Below are 17,494 nucleotides of genomic sequence, written 5' to 3' on the forward strand. Positions count from 1 at the left end.
CTGAGAGCCTAGGAGATCTCGATGAGCGCCATCAGCCCCATCGCCCCACTGTCGGTTCGGCGCGAGATGATGACCGACCCGACACTCGGCGCCGGCAACTTCCTCCAGCGTGCCCTTGAGCTGAACCCGAACCGCAACGTGCCGTACGCGTACAGCCACTCGACCGACCACCGGGGCGCCGTCGTCCTGCGTGGTCACAGCCTGGTGGATCTCGCCGCGCTGCGGGACCGGTACGCCAAGTGGTACTGGGCGAACGGCGTCCGTCCGGGCGACCCGGTGGGTGTCCTGGTCGCCGAGGGACTTGAGCCGTTGCTCCACTACTTCGCGCTCACCTCGCTCGGGGCGATCCCCGCGATGGTGAACGACGCGATGCCGACGAACGGCGCCGTGCGGTACCTGGACCACGTGGGCGTGGTCGGCGTGGTCTCCGACGACCCGACCCGGCTGGTCGCGGCGTACCGGGCGAACCAGCGCAAGCCGCGGTTCGTCGTGCCGGCGGCAGAGATCCGGGCGTACGACCCGCAGCCCGGTGAGCTGCCCGAGTGGTTCCCGTACCAGCACAAGGACGACGAGGTGGTGGCGCTCATCCACTCCTCCGGCACCACCGGCACCCCGAAGTCCACCATGCTGGCCCACAAGCAGTTCTGGAACGGCAAGCAGCCCCGCATGGTGCGGTTCCCGGCGGAGTCGTACGACAAGCTCATGTCCCTGATGCCGCACACGCACGCCGGCGGCCTCAGCTACTTCCTGACCACGACGCTGCTCGGTGTACCGACGGTGGTGATGGGGAACTGGCGGCGCGAGGTCGTCGAGCCGGTGATGGAGGCGTTCAAGCCGTCCATGGTCGCATCGTTCCCGCGCACCTATGTGGAGCTGGCCACGGGTGACCTGCCGGTCCGGGGCGCGGCGAAGGTGCACAGCTGGTTCAACACCGGCGACGGCGCGCACTACGGCCACATCCGTCGACTGGTGACGCTGGGCGAGCGGCCGGCGGGGCTGATCAAGCCGTGGCTGCTGCCCGACGAGAAGGCGGAGCAGCCCGCGCTGCCGGGGTCGCAGTTCATCGACGGACTGGGCTCCTCCGAGATGGGGATGGCGCTGTTCGGACAGGTCACGACGCCCGAGTCGGCCCGCAACGACCGCTGCGTCGGCAAGCCGCTCGAGGTCGTCCACCGGGCCGCCGTCCTCGACGAGGAGGGTCGCGAGCTGCCCGACGGCACGGTGGGTCTGCTCGCCGTGCAGACCCCGTCGCGTACCCCGGGCTACTGGAACGACCCGGTGCTGACCCGCTCGTTCGAGCTCAACGGGTACTGGTTGACCGGTGATGTGGCGTACCGCGACAGCGAGGGCAGCTTCTACCACCTCGACCGTACGGTCGACGTCATGGACACCGCGTCCGGGCCGGTGTACAGCCTGCCGATCGAGGAGGTCCTGCTGGCCGACTGCGCGGAGCTGTTCTGGGACTGCGCGGTGGTCGGTGTCGCGTCGGCCGATGGGGCCGGTCAGGTTCCGGTCGCGACGGTCCGGTTGCAGCAGGACGCCGGCGACCCGCCGCTGGGTGAGCTGCTGGAGCACGCCAACAAGGCCCTGACCGAGGCGAACCTGACGCCCCTGGCGGCGCTGCTGGTGGCCCGCACCGACGCGGACTACCCGACCGGCGTCACCGGTAAGTCCCTCAAGCGCGAGCTCAGGACCCGGCTGTCCACCCTGCTCACGGATCCCGCGCGTCGGAGCGAGTACTCCGACTGACATCGACGAACTCGCCGCTCTGTGCCCGATCAAGGGCACAGAGCCGGTCGGTCGCGTCCGGGTGGCCCAGGTTTGACCGCCCTTTGCTCGCACCGCTTCAGACCTTCAATTCAGACTCGGGGAGACGAAGAGCTGTGACGGAGAGCGACACCACCACGCTGTGTGTCATCGGAATGGGACCGCGAGGGTTGTCGGTGACCGAGCGGGTCGCTGCCAACGCCGCCGTGACCGGACAACGCGTGGTATTGCACGTCGTCGACCCGCACATCGGTGCGGGCGGACGGGTCTGGCGGTCCACCCAGTCGCCGGTGCTGCTGATGAACACGGTCGCCTCCCAGGTGACCATGTTCACCGACGAGAGTGTGCAGTGCGACGGCCCGATCCGGCCCGGACCCAGCCTGCACGAGTGGGCCGGACTGGTCACCCTGATGGAGTCGGTGGACCGGTACCCGGCGGCGGTACGGGACGAGGCCAGGCAGTTGGGTCCGGACTCGTACCCGACCCGCGCGTTCTACGGGCACTATCTGCAGTGGGTGCTCGACCATGTGATGCGTACCGCCCCGGCCCACATCTCGGTGCACCTGCACGCCGACACCGCAGTCGCCCTGGACGACGCGCCGGACGGTACCCAGTCGGTGACCCTCGCCGACGGGCAACGGCTCACCGGGATCGATTCGGTGGTGCTCACGCTCGGGCACGTCGACATGGCGCTGAGCGGTCCCGAGGAGGAACTGGTCGCCTACACCGAGGCGCAGCGGGTGACCTATCTGCGCACCGCGAATCCGGCCGAGGTGGACCTGGACGTGATCGCACCGGGTCAGCGGGTCGCGTTGCGCGGCATGGGGCTGAACTTCTTCGACTACATGGCGCTGCTCACCGTCGGGCGCGGCGGACGGTTCGTGCCCGGCGACGACGGGTTGACCTACCGGCCGTCCGGCCACGAGCCGCTGATGTTCGTCGGCTCACGCCGTGGTGTCCCGTACCACTCCCGGGGCGAGAACCAGAAGGGCGCCTTCGGGCGGCACATGCCGCTGTTCCTCACCGTCGAGGTGATACGCGAGCTGCGGGATCGGCACGAGGGCGGCGACCCGGTGGAGTTCGTCTCCGACGTGTGGCCGTTGGTCGACCGGGAGGTCCGGGCCGTCTACTACCACGCGCTGATCGCCGCCCGGGACGGGCAGGAGGCGGCGGACTCCTTCCTGTGGGAGTTCTGCCAGTGGCAGACCACGACACCGTCGGTCGACGAGAAGCTGCTCCGGCACTCCCGGGTGCCCGAGTCGGACTGGTGGGACTGGGACCGCGTCGCCCAACCGTACGGTGACCAGGAGTTCCGTAGTAACCGGGAGTTCCAGGACTGGCTGCTCGGGTATCTGCGCCAGGATGTCGTGGAGGCACGGCTCGGTAACGTGCGGGGTCCGATGAAGGCCGCCCTGGACGTGATGCGGGACCTGCGCAACGAGATCCGGCTCGTGGTGGACCACTCCGGCATCACCGGCGGCTCGTACCGCAGCGAGTTGCAGTCGTGGTACACGCCACTGAACGCGTTCGTGTCGATCGGACCGCCGCCGAGCCGGATCGAGGAGCTGATCGCGCTCATCGAGGCCGGCGTGGTCAACGTCATCGGACCGGGGTTGACGGTCACTCCGACCCGGCACGGGACGGGGCTCGTGGTGAGCTCCAGCCAGATCCCGGACTCGACGGTGGAGGTGTCCGCGCTCATCGAGGCGCGACTGCCGGAGGTGGACATCCGGTCCACCGAGGACCCGTTGCTGCGCAGCCTGGTGGCTCGGGGACAGTGCCGCCCGTACCGGATACCGGACCCGGAGCGGGGGGAATACCAGACGGGGGCGATGGCGGTGACCCGTCGACCGTGTCGGCTACTCAACAGATCCGGTCGAGTTCACCTGAATCGGTACGCACTGAGCATACCGACCGAGACCGTACACTGGGCGACCGCGGCGGGCATCCGACCGGGCGTGGACTCGGTCATCCTGGGTGACGCCGACGCCATCGCGCGGGCCTGCCTGGCCATCCCGGCCGTTCCCCAGGTGCCGTCGACGATGTCGACACCCGTCGCGTCCTGACCGGTCCGCCAGAGAGGAGCCGTCGTGACCACCAGCAACGACCACAGCGTAGATCCGGGTGCCGACACCGGCCTGCTCAGCCCGATGTGGGCCGGTGCCGGCCTGGAGGGGCTGCTGTCCGACGAGGCGTGGGTGGCGGCGATGCTGGAGGTCGAGGTCGCGCTGGCGCGGGTACAGGCCCGGCTCGGGGTGATCCCGCCGCCGGTCGCCGAGGTGATCGCGCGGGTGGCCGCCTCGGCCCGCCTCGACATCGCCGACATCGCCCGCCGGGCCCGGGGCGCCGCCAACCCGGTGGTCTCCTTCGTGCAGGAACTCACCCGTGCCGTCGCCGAGACCGACCCGGACGCGGCGGAGTACGTGCACCGGGGCAGCACCAGCCAGGACATCCTGGACTCGGCGAGCATGCTGCTCACCGCCCGGGTCCTGACCCGGATCGAGGGGGACCTGGCCCGGGTGGCGGAGGCGCTGGCGACCCTTGCCCGGGAACACCGGGCCACACCGATGGCCGGTCGCACCCTCACCCAGCACGCGACGCCCATCACCTTCGGTCTCAAAGCGGCCGGCTGGCTCACCCTGGTACTCGACGCGGTCGACCGGGTCCGGCAGGTCCGCGCCAGCCTGCCCGCACAGCTCGGCGGGGCGGCTGGAACGCTCGCCGCGTACGAGGAGTACGCCCGCTCGGCCGGGATCACCGGCACCCCCGGCGGCCCGGGACACGGCGTGGACCTGCTGGCCGGGTTCTCCGCCGAGCTGGGCCTGCGTGAGCCCGAGGCGCCGTGGCACGCCCAGCGCACCCCGCTCGCCGACATCGGATGGGCGCTGGTGGTGGTCACCGGCGCGCTGGGCAAGCTGGCGGTGGACGTCCTGGGTATGTCACGGACCGAGGTCGCCGAGGTGGTGGAGCCGGCTGCGCAGGGCCGGGGGGTGTCGTCCGCGATGCCGCAGAAGCGCAATCCCGTACTGGCCACCGTCATCGTCGCGGCGGCCCGGCAGGTGCCCGGGTACGCACTCATGCTCGGGCAGAGCCTGCTCGCCGAGGACGAGCGGTCGGCCGGCGGCTGGCAGTCCGAGTGGCAGCCGTTGCGGGAGGCGCTGCGACTCGCCGCCGGTGCGGCCGGCAACGCGGTCGAGCTCACCGAGGGGCTGACCGTGTTCCCGGAGCAACTGTCGCGCAACCTGGCGATCACTGGCGGGACCATCGTCTCGGAAAGACTCAACGTGGCCCTCGCGCCGCGGCTCGGCAAGGTCGTCGCGAAGCAGTTGCTGGCCAGGATCTCGCTGGAGGCGGCGTCCGGGGGCGGGTCCTTCGACGACCTGTTGGCGGCGGCACCCGAGCTGGCCGGGAGCCTCGGCGAGGACCGGGCAATACACGACCTGCTTGACCCTGGCAACTATCTCGGCGCCGCCGAGGACGTCGTCGCCCGCGTGTTGCGACGTCACTATGTTTCGTACGGCCAAGAGGACCGATGACTGCCACAGTGCAAGAAGTACCGCACGATGTGCGGAATCAGCAGCCCTACCAGTATGTACGAACTCCACTCGTCGAACCCGACTGGCGCCGCTTCCCTGGCTGGCGGGACGTCACCGCCGAGCAGTGGCGCGACGCCCAGTGGCAACGCGCGCACTGTGTGAAGAACGCCGGACAACTGAGCGCGGTGGTCGGCGGTCTGCTCGACGACCACGTCTATGACGATCTCGCCGCCGACCAGAAGCACTTCGCCACCATGTCGATGCTGCTGCCACCGCAGATGCTGAACACGATGGCACCGTACGACCGGACCGACCGGCGTGCCTACAGCGAGGCATTCGTGGCCGACCCGGTCCGCCGGTACATGCTTCCGCTGCACAGCGACCGGGACCCCGACGGCCCGAGCCACCCGTACGCCGAGCGTGACTCGCTGCACGAGGCGGAGATGTGGGTGGTGGAGGGCCTGACCCACCGGTACCCGACGAAGGTGCTCGCCGAGCTGGTCTCCACCTGCCCCCAGTACTGCGGCCACTGCACCCGGATGGACCTGGTCGGCAACTCGACCCCGCAGATCGAGAAGCTCCGGCTCACCCTCAAACCGGCGGACCGGCAGAGCCAGATGATCGACTACCTGCGTCGTACGCCGGGCGTGCGTGACGTCGTGGTGTCCGGCGGCGACGTGGCCAACGTACCGTGGCCGCAGCTTGAGGCGTTCCTCATGCGGCTGCTGGAGATCGAGTCGATCCGCGACATCCGGCTGGCCACCAAGGCACTGGTCGGCCTGCCGCAGCACTGGCTCCAGCCCAGCGTCCGGGAGGGGCTGGCCCGGGTGGCCGGTACCGCGGCACGCCGCGCGGTCAACCTGGCCATCCACACGCACGCGAACCACGTGCAGTCGGTGACCCCGCTGGTGGCCGAGGCGGCCCGGGCCGCGTTGGACGCCGGTGTCCGGGACGTACGCAACCAGGGCGTGCTCATGCGGGGCGTCAACGCCACCGCGACCGACCTGCTCGACCTGTGCTTCGCGTTGCAGGGCGAGGCGAACATCCTGCCGTACTACTTCTACATGTGTGACATGATCCCGAACGCGGAGCACTGGCGGATCGCCGTGTGGGAGGCGCAGGAACTGCAACACGACATCATGGGTTACCTGCCCGGGTACGCCACGCCTCGGATCGTCTGCGACGTCCCGTACGTCGGTAAGCGTTGGGTACACCAGGTGAGTGAGTACGACCGCGAGCGCGGCGTCTCGTACTGGACGAAGAACTACCGGACCGGGATCGAGACGGCGGATTCCGGCGACCTGGAGCACGGGTTGGACCGTCGCTACGCCTACTACGACCCGATCTCCTCCCTGTCCGACTCCGGTCGGCGCTGGTGGCGGGAGCACGGCCAGTTCGACGACTGACCGGGGCGGGTAGGGCGGCAGACAAATCAGCGGCAAGCGGAAAGAGGGTTTGTGGTGGACATCCAGGAGCTGAACCGCCGGGCGGTGCGGCAGAGCGTGGAGATCGTCTCCAGTGCGCGGGAGGAACAGTGGGATCTGCCCACCCCGTGCGCGCAGTGGAGCCTGCGGCAGTTGCTGGCCCACATGACCGCCCAGAACAACGGCTTCGCGGCGGCGGCCGACGGCGAGACCGAGGACGATTCGGTCTGGCGGGAGCAGCCGGCGGCCGACCCGGGCGGTGACTACCTCCGGTCGGCGGAACGGGTGATCGGCGCGTTCGACGGACCGGACGTCATGCGCCGAGAGTTCTGGCTGCCGGAGATCCGGCGGGTCGGCGGCTTCCCGGCCCGGATGGCGATCAGCTTCCACTTCCTCGACTACGTGGTGCACGGGTGGGATGTGGGCGCCGCGCTCGGTGCGCCGCCGAAGTTCGACGACGACATCGTCGAGGCGGCGTTGGAGGTCACCCGACGGGCGGTACCCGTCGGTGCCTCCCGCAGCCTGCCGGGTTCGTCGTTCGCGCCGCCGCTGCCGGAAGAGGGCTCGGACCAGGACCGTCTGCTGCGGCTGCTCGGTCGGTCCCCGGCCTGGCCGGCCTGACCGTGGGCGCGTCCACCCGGGACGTGCTCGGGCGGCTCAGACACCCGATCGTCGCGGCGCCGATGGCCGGTGGCGCCTCGACCCCCGCGTTGGTCGGTGAGGTTTCGGCGGCCGGCGGCCTGGGTTTTCTGGCCGCCGGTTACCGGTCGCCGGCCGGCCTGCGGGCCGTGCCGACGACGCGGTGGACCTCGACCTGATCGCGGCAGGCGGCATCTCGATCCGGACGGGATGGCGTTGTGGGCCGGCCAGGGGCACCGGTTCGCCCGGGACCTTCCCGCGCGGCGGCTGGTCGAGGTGCTGGCCGCGGAGGCGGCCGAGGCGGCCGCGCTCAGGGCGGGGCGGCTGCGCCCGGTGCCCGGTCAGCCGGGGGCGTCCCGATGACCGGCCTGCCGGCGAGCATCTGACTCTGTCCACGGAACTCGGCGATCACCACGCCGTCGGTACGGCGAACGGTGACGTCGTAGATCCCGGCGCGCCCGAACCGGGTCCGCTCCACCGCCTCGGCCCGCAACTCGTCGTCCACCTCGGCCGGTCGGAGGAACGTCACCTGGGCGCTCTGGGCCACGGTGACCGGGCCGTAGGTGTTGCAGGCGAAGGCGAACGCCGCGTCGGCCAGGAGGAACAGATAGCCTCCGTGGGCCATCCCGTGTCCGTTGACCATTGTCGGGGCGACCCGCATCCGGACCTGTGCGTACCCTGGGCCGACCTCCTCAAGGTCGATGCCCAGCGTCTGGCAGGTGAGGTCGGTGGCGTAGAGCTCGCGGGCCCGGGCCTGCGCGGTGGCCCGGACGTCCGCGCCGTTGTCCCCCCGCTTGTCCAGGGTGGTCGGGTTGTCCGTCGACTTCGGTGCTCCTGCCGAGGTCGCCCCGCCCGCGCCGGGCGTCGTGTCCGTTGTGCCGGCCCGCGTGCTCACCGTGCCGAACCGGTGGTGGTCCGGCCCAGGAAGACCAGGATCGCCACGACGCCGAGGAACGATACCGCGCCGGCCACGATGCTTGTCGTGTGCATCGACGTGATGAACGCGTCGTTCGCCTGGTCGACCAACTGGGGGAGGTTGTACGACTGGGCCGCGAGCCGGGTGGCCTCGGCCGAGGCGCCCGCGGCCTCCTGTGCCTGCGTTGGCAGGACGTCCAGGCTGGGTGCGACCTCGTCCTGGTAGACACCCGACAGCACCGAACCGAGTACGGCGACGCCGAGGGCGCTGCCGACCTGACGCATCGAGTTGTTCGCGGCCGAGCCGGCGCCGGTGCGCTCCGGGGGCAGCGTGGCCATGATCGCCTCCGTGGTGGGGGCCATCACCGCACCCATGCCGAGGCCCTGGGCCACCATCAGCACGCAGAACCAGATGATCGGTGTCTCCAGCGTGAAGAAGACAAAGCCGAAGAACGTGCTGACGGCGAGGAGCATGGCCAGCGCGACGACCGGCCGGAGGCCGAACCGTTGCACCAGCCGGACCGAGAGCGGTGCTCCCAGCACCACCCCGATCGCGACCGGGGCGATCGCCGCGCCGCTCTCCAGGGGTGAGTACCCCCGTGCGCCCTGAAGATAGAAGTTCGAGTAGTACATCGCGCCGGCCAGTCCGAAGAAGGTGAGCATCACGGACACGCTCGCTCCGGTGAAGTGCCGGTTGCGGAACAGCCGCACGTCGAAGCAGGGGTGCGGCACCCGTAGCTCGACGAAGACGAACGCGGTGAGCAGAACGACGCCACCGAGGATCGGGCCGAGTACGTGCGGCTGCGTCCACTCGTTGCGGTGGCCACCCTCGATCACCCCGTAGACCAGGATGAAGATACCCACGGTGGACAGCAGTACCCCGAGCGGGTCGAAGCGCTGCTGCCGGCTGCTCTCCGCCTTGGGCACCAGCCAGAGCGCGCCCACGATCGCGGCGATGGCGAAGGGTACGTTGATCAGGAAGATCGATCCCCACCAGAACTGCTCCAGCAGTGCCCCGCCGACCAGGGGACCGGCCGCCACCGCGAGCCCGCTGGCGGCGGAGAACACGCCGATGGCCACCGCCCGGTGTCCTCCGATGAAGACCCTCGCGACCAGTGCCAGGGTCGCCGGCATGATCAGGGCACTGCCGATGCCCATCGCGCCCCTGGCCACGATGAGCTGGGTGGTGTCGGCGGAGTACGCCGCCCAGGCGGATGACACGCCGAAGAAGGCCATGCCGAACAGGAACAGCCGTCGGTGACCGAACCGGTCGCCGAGCACCCCGCCGGTGAACAGCAGCCCGGCGAAGACCAGCGTGTACGAGCTGATCGACCACTGTAGCTGGCTGGTGGTCGCGCCGAGCCCCGCCACCGGATCGGCCAGTGTCTTGAGCGCCACGTTCAGGATTGTGTTGTCGAGCCAGGCGGTGAGCTGCGCGATCGTGAGCACGGCCAGCGTCAGCCACTGCCGTGTCGTCGGTGGCCGGACCGCCGTCGCGGCGGCGGGCGACCCGGACGGCGAGTCCGACTGTTTCTGCGCTGTCATGGAAATCCAATCTCGTTCGGTAGCGACGCCACGGCACAGTGTAGGTGCAGGGGTGCCCGGTTTGCTCTCCCGATGTGCGTCCTCGCGGGTGCGCCGGCGCCGTTTGTCATACGCGGGTCGGACGTATCCGATGGCCGGCACAGGTCAGGCAACAAATCGCCGCCGGCGTGACAGGTGCGGTTTTACCGACACTCTGTCTACTCGCCGCAGTGCGGTCCGATGTCGATCGGTTAATGCTCCCCGAGGATGCTGCCGGGGTCCGTTCCACCGGGTGTCCCAGATGCTGGCCATGATCATGAGTGAGTCGGGATGGTGACAGTTTCTCGTCGAGTGGGGCCACTTTCCCGTGGGTGGGGCGGGCGAATCAACCGCTGCCATGAAACAAACCGACACATCCGGCGTCGATGTGATGTTTGTCACGTGCTTGGGTATGGCTGCCCGGCCGTCCGGGCGGCATCTTGCCCCGGCCATTGAATCCCCAGTTCATCGCGTTGCGGAAGGGTTTCGGTTCGCGCCCGGTGTGGCATCGAAGGGTGTTTTGGGAGGGAAGTAGCTGAACTGACATGGGCTCTGAATTGTGAGTACGTTCATGTGTCGGAACGGGTCGCTTCCGTGGCGATCCTGCGTGGAGACGCTCGCCGCCAGTGCCGGCGACCTCAATCCCGACGTCCGTAGGGGGACCGATCTTGACTGTCAATCCGCCCTGGTACCAGCAGTTGGCTGACACCCCACTGTCCGAGCGCGCCAGCGTGCTCGAGGCCCTCGTCGTGGCGGAGTTCAAAGTCTGGCTCCTGATGGGCGACTCGGACGTCTTCCCGCTCGACGAGAGCTACTTCGGGCTCGGGCTCAGCTCGCTCGGCGCGACCGAGATTCAGCAACGACTGGTGGCCGGGCTCGGTCGCCCGATCAACGCGGCGAGTTTGTTCAATAATCCGACAGCGGCCCATCTGCTCACCTACCTGCGCACCGAGGTGCTGGTGGATCTGTTTCCGCAGACCGCGTCGTCTTCTGGCAGTGCGACGGCCCCGGTCGAGAGAGACGTGGTGAAAGTGCCGGCGTCGTACAGTGACGGCCACACTTCACCGAAAGACCTACTCAACGACATGCTCAAAGACCTTTACTCTTCTTGACCGCGGGGTTGACTGATCCATGGGGGATGACATGACGGCGATGGCTTCGCAGATCCGGAATGACGACTTGGTCCGAAAGCTCTTGATGGAGAAGTACGAGCCGATCGCCATCGTGGGCATGGGTCTGCGGCTCCCCGGAAACAACGAGACCCCGGAGGAGTTCGCCGAGTTCCTGCGGGCCGGGCGATCGGGCACGGGTCCGATTCCCGACGATCGCTGGGACGTTCAGGGCCTGTACAGCGACGATGCGGCGGAGAAGGGCAGGGTCCTTACCGCCGGGGGCGGATTCATCAGCGGAATTGACCAGTTCGACCCCAAGTTCTTCAACATCTCGCCAAAGGAAGCGGCCTACGTCGACCCGCAGCACCGGTTGGTGCTCGAGTGCGCGTGGAAGGCGCTCGAAGCGGCGAACATCGATCCGGCGACCCTGCGTGACAGCAACGGCGGCGTCTACATGGGCATCAGCTCGATGGACTACACCATCGAGGTGGACCGGCTGGACCCGACCGAGTTGACCTCCCACATCGCCGCCGGTACGGCGCACAGCGCGATGTCGGGACGGTTGTCGTACTTCCTCGGCTGGCGCGGCCCGTGCATGAGCATCGACACCGCGTGCTCCTCCTCGCTGGTGGCCCTGCACCTGGCCGCCCAGGGACTACGGCGGGGCGAGTGTGACATCGCCCTGTTCGGCGGGGTGAACGCCGTCCACCACCCGCGTAACCACGTCGTGTTCTCCCAGGCCAACATGCTCGCCGCCGACGGCCGTTGCAAGACGTTCGACGACAGCGCGGACGGCTACAGCCGCAGCGAGGGCTGTGCAGTGATGGTCCTCAAGCGACTCTCCGACGCCCGGCGCGACGGTGACACCGTGCTCGCGCTGGTACGCGGTTCGTCGGTCCGGCAGGACGGCGAGAGCGGTGGCCTCACCGTACCCAACGGCACCGCCCAGGCCATCCTCATGCGCGAGGCGCTGGCCAGCGCGATGCTCGAGCCCGGTGACGTGCAGTACGTCGAGGCGCACGGCACGGGGACGTCGCTCGGCGACCCGATCGAGATGGGTGCCATCGACGCCGTGCTCTCCGAGTCGCACGCGGACCGGCCGGTGATCGTGGGCTCGGTCAAGACCAACATCGGGCACATGGAGGCCGCCGCGGGCGTCGGTGGCGTGGTGAAGACCGTCCTTCAGCTTCAGGAGGGGGTCATCTACCCGCACATCAACCTGGAGACCCCGTCGCGCCACATCCCCTGGGACCGCTACCGGGTGACCGTGCCGACGAAGCAGGTCACCTGGGAGGGCGCCCCGAGGCGGGCACTGGTCAACTCGTTCGGGTTCGCGGGCACCATCGCGACGGTCGTCCTCGAGCAGGCACCCCCGCCGCCGGCCTCCCCGACGTCCGCCGTCGCGCCCGACGACGAGCTGCTCTTCACGCTCTCCGCGCGCGGCCAGTCGTCCCTGCGGGCGCAGGCCGAGCGGTACCGTCGCTTCCTGGACGAGCAGGCCGACGTCGACGTGGCCGACCTCTGCTACACCAGCAACGTCGGTCGGACCCACTGGAACGCGCGGCTGGCCGGCACGGTGTCGTCGCGGGCCGACATCGAGGCGCTGCTGGACAGCTACCTCGCCCAACCCGAGTCGGATTCCGGCGCGGAGGGCGAGTTCCGGGGCGGGAACGTCGCGTTCCTGTTCACCGGTCAGGGCTCCCAGTACGCGGGCATGGGGCGCGCGCTCTACGCCCAGTACCCGGTCTTCCGAACCCACCTGGACGAGTGCGACCGCCTCTTCACGCCGGCGCTCGGTCGGTCGATCAAGGAACTCGCCTTCGGTGAGGCGTCCGGCGACCCGCAGGACATCAACCAGACCATCTACACCCAGCCGGCCCTGTTCGCGCTCGAGTACGCCATCGCCCAGTTGTGGATCTCGTGGGGTGTGAAGCCGACCGTGCTGCTCGGGCACAGTGTCGGCGAGATCGTCGCCGCCACCATCGCCGGGCTGTTCAGCCTGCCGGACGCGATCACCCTGGTCGCCGCGCGGGCCCGGCTGATGCAGTCGGTCACCACGCCGGGCGGCATGGTGGCGGTACGGGCCGCCGCGGAGCAGGTGGCTCCGCTGCTGGCGGGGTACGCCGACGTCAGCTTCGGTGCGATCAACGCACCGAAGCAGTGCGTCGTCTCCGGCGGCACCGAGTCACTGGCGAAGATCACCGAGGAACTGCTGGCCCAAGGGATCACGGCGAAGCAGCTACCGGTGTCGCACGCCTTCCACTCGCCGCTGATGGTCGAGGTGTTCGACGCGTTCCGCGACGCGATCAAGGACGTCACGTTCCGCGAGCCCGAGCTGAGTTTCGTCTCCAACCTGACCGGTAAGGTCGCGAGTCTGACCGACGTCGGCAACCCGGACTACTGGGTACGCCACATCGGCGAGCCGGTGAACTTCGCCGCCGGCATGCGCTTCGTCCAGACCCGGGGCCGGCACGTGTTCATCGAGGTCGGCCCGTCCGCCGCGCTGACCAGCATGGGCAAGCGGTGCGGCGACCCGGCCCCGCACCTGTGGCTGTCCAGCCTGACCCCGAAGGACCAGGACGGCTCGACCATCCGGGGCGCGCTGGCCCGCTGCTACACGTCCGGCCTGGCGATCTCCTGGTCCGGTTACCACGAGGGCCGGCGTCGTCGCCGGATCACCCTGCCGACCTACGTGTTCGACAAGCGGCGCTACTGGTTGCCCGTGCCCAACCGCGGCGGCATCTTCGCCCCGGCCGGGACGCTGGCCACGGCGAGCGACCGGCACCCGCTGCTGGGTACGGAGGTCTCGACCGACGCGCAGCGCGCGACGGGAGAGCGTGAGTTCTCCACTCAACTGCACCCGACGAGTCCGGCCCACCTCGCCGACCACATCGTCATGGGTCAGGTCGTCTTCCCCGGCGCGGGTTACGTCGAGGTTCTGCTCGCGTTGCAGGACGCGGTGTTCGGCGAGACCGGACGCCTGGTCCAGGACGTCCGCATCCTCGAGCCCCTGTTCCTGCCCGAGGAGTCCCCCACCGAGGTGCGTACTCGACTCCGGTCGGACGGGGACGGGCGGTGGCAGGCCGAGATCGTCAGCCGTATCGCCGCCCGCAACGGCGCCATCGAGCGCCGCCACGTCACCGCCACGCTCGGTGGCCCGCCGGAGAACGCGGTCACGCTGGCCGACGTCGTCAGCCGGCTGCGGTCGACCGAGCGGGCCTGCGACACCCCGGTCGCCGTCCACCGGGCCGACGACATCTACGCCGACTTCGTCGAGTTGGGGCTGCCGTACGGGCCGGAGTTCCGGCGCATCCGCACGGTGGCGCAGTACGCCGACGGGTTCGCGATCGGGGATCTGCGGGGCATCGACACGCCCGCGGTCGGGACCCTGCCCGCCTCGGTGCTGGACTGCGCCATGCAGACCCTGGCCGGGGTCGCCGAGCTGGGCGACACCTACCTTCCGGTCGGATTCGGCAGCGTCGAGCTGCTGAAGAAGCCCAAGGGCGACCTGCGCACCCTGCTCCAGCTCAACCTGCCCGGTGACGCCCAGGACGGGGTCGCCGCGTCGGAACTCACCGCCGACATCGTGGTGCTCGAGGGCGACCGTCCGGTGTTCGTCGTACACGAGGTGCGGCTCAAGCGCGTCGCGAACACCTCGTCGGACGGTGGACGCAGTCTGCTCCACGAACCCCGCTGGCTGCGGCGTTCGCTGGTTGCCGCGAAGGCGGGTGCCGAGGGACGCGGTGACGTGCTCGTCCTGCACCGTACCGAGGCGGAGTTCGCGTCCGTGGCGCCGTCGTTGGCGGATTCGGGCGTACGGCTGCGGTTCGCCACCGATACCGAGCAGGTGCGCGCGACTCTCGCCGCCGAGCCCACCGTCACCGACGTGTACTGGTTCTGGCGTGCCGCGCCCGACCAGGTCGGTGCGGAGCGCCTGCGCACCGAGACCGAACGCAACTATCGGGACCTGCTCACGCTGGTCGCGCAACTGGACGGCCTCGGGCTGGGCCGGGAACTGCGGGTCACGCTGGTGACGCAGGGCGCGCAGTGGCTGCCCGGCGACGTCGCCGACGACCGTACGGACGAGAGCCTGGTGGCCGCCTCCCTGTGGGGCTTCGGCCACGTCCTGCTCAACGAGTACCCGACGCTGCGGGCGACCCTGCTCGACCTGCCCCCGGTCAGCGCCGGGGTGGACTTCCAGCCGCTGGTGGACGAGCTGCTCACCGGGGACACCGGCGGCGGCGAGTTCCAGGTGGCCTACCGGGGTGGCAGCCGGTTCGTGAAGCGGGTGCTTCCGCAGGCCGCCGGCGCCGGCAACGACGACAACTTCGAGCTGTCGATCGTGGAGTACGGCCAGTTCGCGAACATCAAGCCGGTCCCCGTCCAGGACGTCGCGCCCACCGGTGACGAGATCGAGGTCCGGATCGAGGCCGCTGGTCTCAACTTCAAGGATGTGCTCAACGCTCTCGGCATGCTCAAGCAGTACGCGCTGGACAACGGGATCGAGTACAAGCCGCTGCCGCTGGGCTTCGAGGCCGCCGGTACCGTCGTCGCGGCCGGTCCGGACGCGGAGTTCGCGGTCGGCGAGGACGTCGTGCTCAGCCAGCTCGGTTGCATGCGTAAGCGGATGACCGTGTCCTCGGGGGTGGCGGTCCGCAAGCCGTCCGGGATCGGTTTCGCCGAGGCCGCCGGGCTTTCCGCCGCGTACGTCACCGCCTACTACGCCCTGCACAACCTCGCGAAGATCAAGTCCGGCGACCGGATACTCATCCACGCCGCCGCCGGCGGGGTCGGCCAGGCGGCCGTGCAGCTCGCCCAGCTCGCGGGTGCCGAGGTCTACGCGACCGCCAGCCCGCGCAAGTGGCCGCTGCTGCGGTCGCAGGGCGTGCGGCACATCATGAACTCGCGCAACCTTGAGTTCTCCGACGAGATCCTGCGGATCACCGAGGGGCGCGGCGTCGACATCGTGCTCAACAGCCTGAACAAGGAGTACGTCCCGGCCGGGCTGCGCTGCCTCGGGCAGGACGGCCGGTTCGTCGAGCTCGGCAAGATCGGCATCTGGTCCACCGAGCAGGTACGGGCCGAGCGTCCGGACGTCGACTACCACAACTTCGACCTCAGCGAGTTCCCGCAGGACGAGCTCAACCGCCTCAACAAGCAGATCCTGCAAACGGTGGTGGATCTGGTGGAGTCGGGGCAGGTCGGCGCGCTGCCGACCGTCGCGTACTCGCTCGACGAGGTCGAGGAGGCGTTCGGGGTACTCAGCCGGGGCGCCAACACCGGCAAGCTGGTGCTCACCCTCGGCGACACCCGACCGGTGGACCGGCCGCTGACGATCAGCCCGGACGAGACGTACCTCATCACCGGTGGCCTGGGTGCCCTCGGTGTGGTCACCGCACGTCGGCTCGCCCAGGAGGGCGCCCGGCACGTGGCGATGGTCAGCCGGCGACTCGTGGCTGACGAGGAGTTGGCCGCGCTGACCACGGCGATCGGTGCGGACGTGCGGGTCCGCGTGCACCAGGGCGACGTGGCCGACGCCGCCGACGTGGACCGGATCATGGCCGCCATCGCGGAGTCGGACGCCCCGCTCGGCGGGGTCATCCACGCCGCCGGTGTGCTCGCCGACGCGCCCATCGCCAATCAGAGCTGGGAGAGCTTCGAACGGGTGCTCAGCCCGAAGGTGTACGGGACGTGGCTGCTGCACCGGGCGGCCGCGGCCGTACCCACCGTGAAGTTCTTCGCGGCGTACTCCTCGATCGCGTCGATCATCGGTGCGGCCGGCCAGAGTAACTACGCCGCCGGCAACGCCTTCATGGACGGACTGATGCACTGGCGGGTCGCCCAGGGGCTGCCCGGGTTGAGCGTCAACTGGGGACCGTGGGCGGAGGTGGGCATGGCCGCCAACCTGACGTCGGGGCAGATCAAGAGCATCGAGGAGCGTGGCGTCAAGTTCGTCAAGCCCGCCGAGGCCACCCGGGCACTGGTCAGGGCAATGGGCCGTACGGCGCCGCAGAGCATCATCTGCGAGTTCGAATGGGAGAAGTTCGCCGCCGGTCAGCCGGTGGCCAACGCGTTGTTCAAGCAGGTTCTGACGACCGAGGTGGGACCGGCGCAGACGATCGACCTGGACGAGTTGATGAGCCTGCCCCGAAGCGACCGGGACGCCGCGATCCGGTCGTTGCTGCGGGCGAAGGTCGCCGCGGTGCTGCAATTCGACTCCCTCGACGACATCGAGGCCGACGCCAGGTTCGTGGAACTGGGGCTGGACTCGCTGGCGGCGGTGGAGTTGAAGAACGCGCTCGAATCGGTGTTCCGGGTGCCGCTGCCGACGTCGATCCTGTTCGACTACCCGGCCGTCGGGACGCTGGCGGAGTTCATCGGCCAGCAACTGGCGCCGGTCGAGTCCGAGTCCGGGACCGAGTCCGAGTCCGGGACCGAGTCGGAGACGGACCAGGTCGACGTCGAGGACCTCGACGACAGTGCGGCGGACGCGGAACTCGACGCGCTGCGCGAGTTCATCTAGAAGCGACAGAACCAG

At 69.5% G+C, this 17,494-nt stretch carries 9 protein-coding genes and 1 pseudogene; 8 read left to right on the top strand and 2 right to left on the bottom strand.

Going from position 1 to position 17,494, the window contains the following annotated elements:
- The first annotated feature begins 21 nt into the window (after nucleotides 1-21).
- The 6 genes and pseudogenes from AB0B14_RS00905 to AB0B14_RS00930 all read left to right on the top strand — a co-directional run.
- Nucleotides 22-1,749, top strand: coding sequence for a class I adenylate-forming enzyme family protein (locus AB0B14_RS00905; protein ID WP_357520411.1), 1,728 nt, complete (start codon nucleotides 22-24; stop codon nucleotides 1,747-1,749).
- A 173-nt stretch (nucleotides 1,750-1,922) separates the two neighbouring features.
- A complete protein-coding gene (locus AB0B14_RS00910; RefSeq protein ID WP_357520878.1) occupies nucleotides 1,923-3,833 on the top strand; it encodes an FAD/NAD(P)-binding protein in 1,911 nt (636 codons plus the stop codon).
- 24 nt (nucleotides 3,834-3,857) lie between these two features.
- On the top strand, nucleotides 3,858-5,303 hold the full coding sequence (pcaB, locus tag AB0B14_RS00915; protein ID WP_357520413.1) for a 3-carboxy-cis,cis-muconate cycloisomerase: 1,446 nt from the start codon (nucleotides 3,858-3,860) through the stop codon (nucleotides 5,301-5,303).
- Nucleotides 5,300-6,709 (top strand): lysine 2,3-aminomutase, encoded by a 1,410-nt coding sequence (locus AB0B14_RS00920; protein ID WP_357064385.1) that lies wholly within the window; start codon nucleotides 5,300-5,302, stop codon nucleotides 6,707-6,709. Before pcaB ends, AB0B14_RS00920 begins: the two co-directional genes overlap by 4 nt.
- Nucleotides 6,710-6,760: 51 nt before the next feature.
- Entirely contained in the window at nucleotides 6,761-7,348 is a 588-nt protein-coding gene (locus AB0B14_RS00925) for a TIGR03086 family metal-binding protein (protein WP_357064382.1), read from the top strand.
- A 2-nt stretch (nucleotides 7,349-7,350) separates the two neighbouring features.
- A pseudogene (locus tag AB0B14_RS00930) lies at nucleotides 7,351-7,500 on the top strand (nitronate monooxygenase); the annotation flags it as partial.
- Between the two features lie 176 nt (nucleotides 7,501-7,676).
- On the opposite strand, the gene paaI reads toward AB0B14_RS00930, so the two are convergent.
- A complete protein-coding gene (gene paaI, locus AB0B14_RS00935; protein ID WP_357064373.1) occupies nucleotides 7,677-8,261 on the bottom strand; it encodes a hydroxyphenylacetyl-CoA thioesterase PaaI in 585 nt (194 codons plus the stop codon).
- Nucleotides 8,258-9,826 carry a DHA2 family efflux MFS transporter permease subunit gene (locus AB0B14_RS00940; RefSeq protein ID WP_357064370.1) on the bottom strand — a complete coding sequence of 523 codons (1,569 nt, stop codon included), beginning with the start codon at nucleotides 9,824-9,826 and terminating at the stop codon, nucleotides 8,258-8,260. The genes paaI and AB0B14_RS00940 overlap by 4 nt, the downstream gene beginning before the upstream one ends.
- A 686-nt stretch (nucleotides 9,827-10,512) precedes the next feature.
- On the opposite strand from AB0B14_RS00940, the gene AB0B14_RS00945 reads away from it, so the two are divergent.
- Together AB0B14_RS00945 and AB0B14_RS00950 are read left to right on the top strand one after the other, a co-directional pair.
- On the top strand, nucleotides 10,513-10,956 hold the full coding sequence (locus AB0B14_RS00945; RefSeq protein ID WP_357520415.1) for an acyl carrier protein: 444 nt from the start codon (nucleotides 10,513-10,515) through the stop codon (nucleotides 10,954-10,956).
- 67 nt (nucleotides 10,957-11,023) lie between these two features.
- The gene (locus AB0B14_RS00950; protein ID WP_357520417.1) at nucleotides 11,024-17,479 is read left to right on the top strand and encodes a type I polyketide synthase; all 6,456 of its coding nucleotides are present in this window, start codon (nucleotides 11,024-11,026) and stop codon (nucleotides 17,477-17,479) included.
- Nucleotides 17,480-17,494: the final 15 nt, after the last annotated feature.

This window comes from Micromonospora sp. NPDC049171 (assembly GCF_040648275.1).
Classification (GTDB): domain Bacteria; phylum Actinomycetota; class Actinomycetes; order Mycobacteriales; family Micromonosporaceae; genus Micromonospora.

Excerpts from the sequence above, each read along its gene's own strand:
- AB0B14_RS00905 (WP_357520411.1), top strand. The coding sequence starts at position 22 with ATGAGCGCCATCAGCCCCATCGCCCCACTGTCGGTTCGGCGCGAGATG.
- AB0B14_RS00910 (WP_357520878.1), top strand. The coding sequence starts at position 1,923 with ATGGGACCGCGAGGGTTGTCGGTGACCGAGCGGGTCGCTGCCAACGCC.
- AB0B14_RS00920 (WP_357064385.1), top strand. The coding sequence starts at position 5,300 with ATGACTGCCACAGTGCAAGAAGTACCGCACGATGTGCGGAATCAGCAG.
- AB0B14_RS00940 (WP_357064370.1), bottom strand. The coding sequence starts at position 9,826 with ATGACAGCGCAGAAACAGTCGGACTCGCCGTCCGGGTCGCCCGCCGCC.